Here is a 7,976-nt window from a genome sequence, read left to right as displayed (position 1 = left end):
ATTGCAGGAGCATAATGTCGTGGAGCAGTTACCGAGGCATGTAACGCTTTGGGCAGCGAAGGTAAGGATGTTGGGATCAAGCATTAGTGGATGAAATATTGTTTCCTCGTCCCTTAACGTGATGTTTGCACTGTCGGGCGATGCGAGCGAGTTTGGTTACTTTTCGCTGGGCGAAAAAAAACCGAGCGGTAGCTCGGTTTTAATAGCAAATACGAAGCTACTGGTTAAGCAGCGGCTAAAGCCTTAACTTTAGCGTTCAAGCGGCTCTTGTGGCGTGCAGCTTTGTTTTTGTGAATGATGCCTTTGTCCGCAATGCGGTCAATAACTGGCACTGCTGCACTGAGTGCTGCTTGCGCAGCTTGTGCATCACCTGCATCAATAGCAGCGATTACTTTTTTAATATAAGTGCGAGCCATTGAACGTAGGCTGGCGTTGTGTACACGTGCTTTGTCGTTTTGACGAGCGCGCTTGCGTGCTTGAGGTGAATTGGCCACCGTAGTGCTCCTACAAATCAAATAAATTCAAAGAAAAAACTTAGTGATCACACGCTATACCGATAAAAACAGTATTTGACCGAACTCGCTCTGATGCTTGTGGAAATTCCCATCAGATATGTGGTTGGCTTTACGAATGTGACCTAAATAAGGACGCGGTATTATCCCCGTTTGTGTCTATCTGTCAAGACTATTGTTCGATCACTTGGCGTTACTCAAGGGGACTTTTAATGTGTGTTGTGAACCGGCGCTTGTGTTAGTGGTTACAAGACCTAAAAGAAAGGCTTGGGGCAGCGCTTATGCACAATGCGACTGAAAGGCTTGTTGACGTCAATCCAATGGCCATCTACTCCCACTTTTATTTCAAAAAAATCATGCTTTCGGCGCCAATTACTGGCGTGTCTCAGAATCACTTCTATAGTTTTTTGAGTAAGCCTCATACCCAAGTATGGGATTTAACTTTTGCCTTTTTATGCCTCGATGTAGCGACTTGATGTTCTGATTTAGGGTCGCTGCTTCACTTGAAGAACTGGAGACTGATAGTGAATACATATGCACGCGCCTTAATTCTTTCAGCCATGACGGCTGTTTCTTTAACTCAGGGTTGTAGTTGTAGTGATGACGACGATCCTAATCCCGTAGTGATTGACCCGCCGGTTACCCCTGATCCAGTTGTGACCACTATTAATGGTTCTGCAGGTAAGGGGATTATTTTAGGTGGCGTTGTGAACATCCTCCCGATTATCGATGGTGTGTTAAGCGATAACTCTGTAGCTAGCGGCGTCACAGGAGATGACGGTTCCTATAGTGTGGGCATTGATGATTATACGGGCAGCCCATTTGTTGTACGTGTTACATCTGCGAGTGATGGCTCGACCAGTATGGTGTGTGACCTTGCCGGTGGTTGTGGGGGGGATGTTGCCTTTGGCGGGAGGGTCGCGATAGATGATGCCACTTTCAACTTGGATGCGGTAGTGCCGCCGGTAACAGGCCTTACGTCGCAGGTTAACCTAAGTGTTTTAACGGATACGGCTACGGATGTAGCGCTGGCAACCTTGGGTAATGGTGGTGGCACCACACTTGATGATGTGATTACGGCGGTCTCCAATGCAAACTCGACCGTTGCTAACCGCTTTGGTATTCAGGGGGATATAACCACTTTACCGATTGTTGATTTGACCAACCCTACGGCTGTCGCAGCGGTTAATGATAATAATGTTCTAAATTATAACTTGTTCAGTGCTGCGATTGTTGAGGCGTTAATTAATGACAATAACTCGTTAAGTATTGCGGCTGCAGTAACAAGCTTTGCAGCGCAGTTTGCCGATGTAGATCGAGGGCTTACTGATAATGCGGTTAGCGCAAATGTTACAAGCCTTGCGGAGATCTTAGCGCAGGCAGGTAATGTTATTGATGCTATTCGAGAGACAGATACTACTGGGCTGACTAACTTAGGCGATCTAGAAACTTTTATTGATTCTAGCCAAATGCTTGCCGAGTTACAGCCGCCCACGGATACGGGTAGCCAGGGTACGCCTAGCGAAACCAATAATGATGAGCCACTAGCGAAGGCGCGTGCATTGGTTGCGGTGCTAGGTGATTTGTCGGGTAATATAGAGATGACGATACTGAGCGAGGGTATCACCATTGGTGCGCAATCGGATGCATTTGAAGCGCAACTTGAGGCGGCAGAAATTGTTAGCAGTGATGCTGCAGAGCAAGTATTAGAGGCAACCGCCAAGGTTGTTGAGGCCTTTGCTGAAGCTTACGATGCTTATTACGATAATCATGCATTAACTCAGTGGCAGTCTGATAATGGTGTTGTTGTAAGTGTCTCTGAAGTTATGACTATACCGGCTGGTGATGAGGCTGCTGAGGTGGATTATGTCAAGCTAATGGTGGGTATGATGGTTGAAGGTGTTGCGACGCCGGCTTCTGTACCTGTCGAGTATGACGGCATGATGGTAGATGTCGCTGTGTATATGACCGCTATGGAGAACGTAGATACCAGCGAAACAATGGCTGATGGCGGCATGGAAACACACACAGCAATGGGTTCGGTGGGGATCTCTGGTACGGCAGAAAATGCCGGTGTGAAACTGACTGTTAAAGAAGGCTCGATGGCCTCCTTGGGTGTAGGTCGAATCGTTCAAACCATGGAGGAAGTTGAAGGCGTTATGACGGACTCAGCCGTTGTCACGGCTGCTGATTTAGAGCTAAACCTCATGGCTATGCTAGAGCAGAAAGGTGTTACTGATGCTGTGAGCTTTGATGGTTCCCTAAGTGCGGCCTTAGAAACCTTTAGTGCTACAGAAGTTGTAACGCTTTCTTCGAGTGGCGAAGAGATGGGGTCTGCTACGGAAGAAATCTCAATGTTGTCGTTGGCTTTGAGTGGCGCAGTGATGAATAGCTCTGGAGACACCGCAAATGTTGTCTTTACTATTGAAGGTAACGGTACTGGCTTAGACTTGAGCCAAAATTGGTTAGGGGATTTTGATAGCGATAGCCGACAAGATAGCGAGCCAGAAGAAAATAATTTTGCCGCTGTGAATATGAGTTTGGCATTGGATGCTGATATGGCTGGTGTCGACGATGCATTGAAGGCTGTGTATGTTATGACTCGCACCGGCGATGATAAAGCGGCTGTGTCTCTTAACTTATGGTATGACGCTATTCACTTAACGCTGGATACTGCGATTTATGATGATGCGGTGAATCAATCGGCTTCTCTACGAAATCAGGATGGCGTTAGAATTGATGTTACGGATACTGATGATGGTATAGAGGGGACTATTTTTGTAGGCAGTACTAAAGTGGCTAATATTAATGGTCCCTTAGTGAGCTACACAATAGAAGAAACTGATGAAAGTGGAGAAACATTCTTCCGCTCAGAAACGCTGGATATTTTTGATGACTAATTAATATTTTTACAAAAAGATATTAATTTTATGATAAAGCTGCTTCGGCAGCTTTTTTTGTGTCTTAAAACTATAGAAAGTCGGTGATTAGAGCTTCTTTTAGCTATCTTTAATAGGAAGGTATTTAGAAAGTTTCTAATTGATGGCTGTTAATTTTGGACGACTAGAAAGAGTGTTGCGGCAATTTAAAACTGAAGGATTATAGTGTGGTTTCAAATAAATATAGGGTAGTGAATTTTGTGCATGCGAAGCTTGTTCGTGTTGCATGTTGCTGTACTTTTTTGGTGGTTCTACCTGTCTCTCCGCAAGCGCAAGCTTGGCTTGATGATGTTGGTGTTTTTGCAACCGCTAAAAGTATCACTTACAGTGAAAATATGCCGATTGACGCTTTTGATAATGATTTTTCTGGCGGAGAGCCTAGAGAGGGCAGTCACGCATTAACCTTTAATGAATACGCTGTTGGCTTTAGGTATAAAGGTTGGGAGGTTGCTAAAGTTCAGCGTTTTGATTATTTCTTTAATTTTAATAGCGAGACCTTTGATATTTTTTATAACGATGCCAATGATATCGATTTTATTCAAGATGAAATTTTTAATGTTGATCTTGATGTTAGTAAGGTTGAGATGGAAGGTGTAAGGTTTGGTTATCGTTGGGAGCCGAGCCCCGCATTAAAATTGTATTTGGCTGTTAACTATTTTGAAGCTGACGATGTCTTATACGGGGCGATTGAGGGTAATATCTGGCAGGGTAATACTAGGCTCGTTGGGGATTTGAATTTAAATTATTATTATACAGAAGATGTCGTTTTTGATCGTACATTGACAGACCCTGCGTCAGGCTATGGTTACAGCTTTGATTTCTCGGCAAGTTGGCAGGTTACACAAAGAGTTCTTGTTGATGTCGCTGTCTATGATGTTGTTGGTCGTATTAATTGGAAGCATGCCCCCTATACGCGGGCCGAAATGGTTAGCGATAGAAACAGGGTGGATGATGAAGGGCGAGCCTATAAAGTGCCCACGCTATCTGCACGCGAGGGTTTTACAGAAACAATACAGGCCTTGCCGGTTCATCAATACTTAAGTGTGGCTTATGATGTAGGTCACGATCTAACAGTAACAGCAGAGTATGAGCGGTTTGATGAGGTTGGCTTTCGTCGCTTATATTGCGGGTATAAACCTTGGTCTTGGTTTGAGGTGACGAGTGGTTTTGATTTTAAGAGCCGCGCAAAGTCCCTAGAGTTTTGGACCCCCTATTTTTCTTTGTTAGCGGCAAGCGACCGTACAGATTTAAAGCAAAGCCGTAATGTTCGTGTCGATTTAGTATTGCAGTATTCTTTGTGAACCTGCGCCTCAAAAAATCGCTTGCGGTATTTTTTGAGGATTTAGCGGTGTTATAGAATAGCACTTTTTATTTTAGCATTTGCCAAAATAGGATTGCGCCCATAATACACACTACGGCGAGTGATGGTAGTTGACTGAACTGTTGCCAGCCCAAATAAACCCCGGCACCTAAGCTACCGATGATTAGCGTGCTGATGAAAACACGGTCTGCCGTATAGCTTTTTTTCTGTTTTGTGTTGTGGGCAGCTTGCTGTAAATCCGGTGCTAATTGCGCAAGTTTATTCATGTTTTGAGTCGTTTCGAGCAGTAAGTGAGGAACCTCTGGGAACTTCTCCATCCACTCGGGTGCTTGCCGTTTTAATTCTTTCCATAGCGCTTTGGGTGCGAAGCGTTTTTTCAACCAGCGCTCTAAATACGGGTGTGCGGTTTCCCATAGGTCTAAGTCGGGGTAGAGTTGGCGGCCTAAACCTTCGATGTTCAGCAGTGTTTTTTGAAGAAGTACTAACTGCGGCTGCACTGGCATTTCAAAACGTTGTGCCGTTTGAAATAGCGAAATTAAGGCTTCACCAAAAGAAATTTCTTTTAACGGTTTTTCGAATATGGGTTCGCACACAGCGCGAATGGCCGATTCAAACGCGCCGACCGAAGTGGTTTTCGGTACCCAGCCAGAAAGAACATGCAGTTCGGCCACTTGACGATAATCGCGGCGGAACATGGCCAATAAGTTGCGAGCAAGGTAATACTGATCTTCACGCCCGAGTGAGCCCATAATGGCCATATCTAAAGCAATGTAGCTTGGCGATGCCGGATTGGATAAATCGACATAGACATTGCCTGGGTGCATATCGGCGTGAAAGAAATTGTCGTCGAAGACTTGCGTGAAAAAAATCTCTACGCCGCGCTCCGCTAACACTTTTAAATTAACATCATGTTTTTTAAAGGTTTCTACATCGGTGACTTGCGTGCCGTAGATGCGCTCCATAACCATCACATTGCGGCGGCAGTGCTCCCAGTACACGTTGGGCACATAGAGTAGTGGCGATTGATCGAAGTTGCGCTTTAATTGCGAGGCATTGGCTGTCTCACGCATTAAATCCAGTTCATCAAAAATTGTTTGTTGATATTCTTCTACCACTTCAATAGGGCGTAAGCGGCGACCGTGATCACTGACGTGTTCCAAAAATTGGGCCAGCAGGCGCATTAATGCAACATCTTTGGAAATGGTTTTTTCGATGTTGGGGCGTACGGCTTTAACGACGACTTTGTCGCCATTTTTCAGTGTTGCAGTGTGTACTTGAGCGATAGAGGCTGAAGCTAAAGGTGTGCGTGTGAAATCACTAAAAATGGCTTCCAGTGGTTGCCCTAGCGCTTTACTGACTAAGGCGCAAAATTCCTCGCCATCAAAAGGTGTTACACGGTCTTGCAGTTTATTCAGCTCTTCGATTAATTCGGCGGGAATAATATCGGGGCGGGTAGACAGTAGCTGACCAAATTTGATAAAAATAGGGCCGAGTTCTTCGCAGGTTAAGCGCAATCGTTCTCCTGGTGGTAACGTACTTTTTTTCCCAATTTTAAAGGGGAGTAATGCAAGCTTAAGCTGCGCATGTTGCATGTTCGCGGGGAGTAGCTCATCGAGGCGGTAGTAGCCAATAACGCGCGCTATCTTTATGAAACGCCAAAAAGATTGGATTTTTTTCATGAGTTTTTACTGTGTTAAAGCGTGTTTTATAAGCTCCATACGAGCCTGTAAGCGTTCTACATCATCGCGTAAGTCATCAACATGATTGTTGAAAGCATTGAGCTCTGAGGTGGCGGGTACTGCCTGTAACTCTTCCGTTAAAAGCGTGTTGAGAAAATGGGGGGCGCGTTGATTAAGGCGCTTTAAATACGCCCCTTTGTAGCGAATGGCCTGGGCAGCCATGTGGCCACCCATATCACCCAGGTATTGGCAAATAATAGCTTCCCAATCAATATCGATATGTTTGGTGATATCGAGCAGCTCCATTAAAAAGCCGGTTTGGCCATTTAAGGTAAGCTCGCTGCCTGCGAGTGATGTTTTGGGGCCACTCATCAATTGGATTAATCCGCTGCTTTTTCCGCTAAGGGTGCAGTCTGCATTTTCTTCAGCAATAGGGCTTACAGTAATATGGGTTTCCCTAAAGTGAACGGATAAGGTAATGCTAGGTTCGCTAAGGATTAAACAGACGCATCGCCCGGCTTGTTCCGCTAGACGCTTGTGCGTCGCGGGGTCGTGGGCCAAGGCTTTATTGATGGCGAGTTCTAGCGCTCGGCACGCAGCGGTTGCCGTTGTGGGGTGCCTATTCATCTATGCTTTAAAGCCTTTATGCAGTGCGACGACTCCACCAGTCATATTGGTGAATTGAGTGTTGATAAAGCCCGCGTTAGTCATCATTTCTTTTAACGTTTCTTGGTCTGGATGCTTGCGAATGCTTTCGGCTAAATAGCGATAGCTTTCAGCATCATTGGCAATAACTTTACCCATAAAAGGTAAGAGTTTAAAAGAGTATTGATCGTACAGTGTTTCAAGCGCTTTCGATTGTGGCTTTGAAAATTCAAGCACCAGTAATCTACCGCCGGGTTTTAATACCCTTAACATGGACTTTAGGGCAATATCTTTATCTGTTACGTTGCGCAGACCAAAAGCGATGGTAATGCAATCAAAACTGTTGTCGTCAAAGGGAAGGTACTGGGCATCGGCCTGGGTATAGGTAATGTTGTGGGCGATACCGCTATTGAGCAGTTTGTCGCGGCCCACATTGAGCATTGAGCTGTTAATGTCGGCAAGTACGACATGGCCCGTGGGACCCACGCGTTGGGAAAACTGCTTGGTGAGATCACCAGTACCGCCAGCAATGTCCAGTATGTGCTGGCCTGTGCGAGGCGCTGCTGCTTCAATGGTGAAGCGTTTCCACAAGCGATGAACACCACCGGACATCAAATCATTCATGATGTCGTACTTGGCGGCGACGGAGTGGAATACACCGGCTACACGTTCGGCTTTTTCACCGGCTTTGACATTTTCAAAGCCAAAGTGCGTAATGCTGTCTTTATCCATGGGAGCTCCTCAATCTGAGGGGGCATTGTACAGGCTTATTTAAGTGGGTGGTCGATCCAGCGTGAAGTTCAAAACAGACAATCAGGTAATACACTTCGGTCCGTGGCGCTTTTGGGAAGCTCACAGTCATCGGCATATGAAAAAGTAT

The 7,976-nt window shown here is 45.6% G+C and carries 6 protein-coding genes; 2 read left to right on the top strand and 4 right to left on the bottom strand.

The features are described from left to right. Positions 1-224: 224 nt before the first annotated feature. On the bottom strand, positions 225-494 hold the full coding sequence (rpsT, locus tag AC3A8L_RS17660) for a 30S ribosomal protein S20 (protein ID WP_487963594.1): 270 nt from the start codon (positions 492-494) through the stop codon (positions 225-227). Positions 495-1,036: 542 nt separating this feature from the next. Between rpsT and AC3A8L_RS17655 the strand changes: the two genes are divergently transcribed. Together AC3A8L_RS17655 and AC3A8L_RS17650 are read left to right on the top strand one after the other, a co-directional pair. Next, entirely contained in the window at positions 1,037-3,412 is a 2,376-nt protein-coding gene (locus AC3A8L_RS17655; protein ID WP_487963593.1) for a hypothetical protein, read from the top strand. A 206-nt stretch (positions 3,413-3,618) separates the two neighbouring features. Beyond that, positions 3,619-4,752, top strand: coding sequence for a hypothetical protein (locus AC3A8L_RS17650; protein WP_487963592.1), 1,134 nt, complete (start codon positions 3,619-3,621; stop codon positions 4,750-4,752). Between the two features lie 67 nt (positions 4,753-4,819). Here the strand turns inward: AC3A8L_RS17650 and ubiB are convergent, their stop codons facing one another. The 3 genes from ubiB to ubiE are packed head-to-tail and all read right to left on the bottom strand — an operon-like array spanning position 4,820 to position 7,828. Continuing rightward, entirely contained in the window at positions 4,820-6,442 is a 1,623-nt protein-coding gene (gene ubiB, locus AC3A8L_RS17645) for a ubiquinone biosynthesis regulatory protein kinase UbiB (RefSeq protein ID WP_487963595.1), read from the bottom strand. Positions 6,443-6,457: 15 nt separating this feature from the next. After that, positions 6,458-7,078, bottom strand: a complete 621-nt coding sequence (locus tag AC3A8L_RS17640) for a ubiquinone biosynthesis accessory factor UbiJ (protein ID WP_487963591.1) — start codon at positions 7,076-7,078, stop codon at positions 6,458-6,460. Next, the gene (gene ubiE / locus AC3A8L_RS17635) at positions 7,079-7,828 is read right to left on the bottom strand and encodes a bifunctional demethylmenaquinone methyltransferase/2-methoxy-6-polyprenyl-1,4-benzoquinol methylase UbiE (RefSeq protein WP_487963590.1); all 750 of its coding nucleotides are present in this window, start codon (positions 7,826-7,828) and stop codon (positions 7,079-7,081) included. It abuts the gene before it with no gap. Positions 7,829-7,976: the final 148 nt, after the last annotated feature.

The organism is Marinagarivorans sp., from assembly GCF_982758155.1.
This window is presented reverse-complemented; position numbering and strand designations above follow the sequence as displayed.

Bases quoted from the DNA above. Each gene is read 5' to 3' on its own strand.
- AC3A8L_RS17640 (WP_487963591.1), bottom strand. From the start codon at position 7,078: ATGAATAGGCACCCCACAACGGCAACCGCTGCGTGCCGAGCGCTAGAA.
- ubiE (WP_487963590.1), bottom strand. From the start codon at position 7,828: ATGGATAAAGACAGCATTACGCACTTTGGCTTTGAAAATGTCAAAGCC.